Here is a 1202-nt window from a genome sequence, read left to right on the forward strand (position 1 = left end):
GCTGCTGCGGCCCGGCGAGATCACCGTCGAGCCCGGCGCCGCGTTCCGCACCCCCGCCGCGCTGTTCGTGTGGAGCGACGCGGGGCTCGACGGCCTCGGGCACCGGTTCCACCGGTACGTGCGCGACCGGCCGCACCACCCGCGCCGGCCCCGCCCCGTCACGCTGAACACCTGGGAGGCGGTCTACTTCGACCACGACCTCGGCAAGCTCACGCGGCTCGCCCGGGTCGCGGCCGACGTCGGCGTGGAGCGGTTCGTGCTCGACGACGGCTGGTTCGTGGGCCGCCGCGACGACTCCGCCGGCCTGGGCGACTGGCGCGTCGACCCGGGGCCGTGGCCGGACGGGCTGCACCCCCTCGTCGAGGTGGTCCGGGAGCGGGGCATGGAGTTCGGGCTGTGGCTCGAGCCCGAGATGGTCAGCCTCGACTCGGAGCTCGCCCGCGCGCACCCGGACTGGCTGCTGCAGCCGATCGAGAACGAGGTGCGCCCCTGGCGCAACCAGTACGTGCTCGACGTGTCGCGGGCCGACGTGTTCGACCACCTGCTGAAGGCAGTCTCCGCGCTCGTGACCGAGTACCGGCTCGACTACGTCAAGTGGGACCAGAACCGCGACCTCATCGAGGCCGTGACCGCCGGCCGCGCGAACGTGCACCGGCACACCGCGGCGGTCTACCGGCTGCTGGCCGCGCTCCGGGACCGGCACCCGGGCCTGGAGATCGAGGCGTGCGCGTCGGGCGGGGCGCGCGTGGACCTCGGCGTCCTGGAGCACACCGACCGGGTGTGGGCCTCGGACACGAACGACCCGGTGGAGCGCCTGGCCATCCAGCGCTGGACCGAGCTGCTGCTGCCCCCGGAGCTCGTCGGCACGCACGTGGGCCCGCCCGTGGCGCACACCACGAAGCGCGCCACGGGGCTGGACCTGCGGATCGCCGTGGCACTGCTGGGCCACTTCGGCATCGAGTGGGACCTGACGGAGTGCACCCCGGACGAGCTGGACCGGCTCCGGGCGGGCATCGCCGCCTATCGGCGGCTGCGCCCGCTGCTGCACTCGGGCGACGTGCACCACCCGCCGACCGGCGACGCCGGGACGAGCGCGACCGTGATCGTGGCACCGGACCGGAGCCGGGCCGTGGTGCGGGTGGCGCGTTCGATGACGGGCGACCGGGCGCTGCCGGCGCTGCAGCGGGTGCCCGGGCTGGACC

The 1202-nt window shown here is 75.2% G+C and carries 1 protein-coding gene; it reads left to right on the forward strand.

The annotated features are described in order from the left end of the window. The coding region (locus tag PROKR_RS36170; RefSeq protein WP_211240235.1) for an alpha-galactosidase at positions 1-1202 on the forward strand (1202 nt) is incomplete at both ends.

It is taken from the genome of Promicromonospora kroppenstedtii DSM 19349 (genome assembly GCF_000515355.1).
GTDB lineage: Bacteria > Actinomycetota > Actinomycetes > Actinomycetales > Cellulomonadaceae > Promicromonospora > Promicromonospora kroppenstedtii.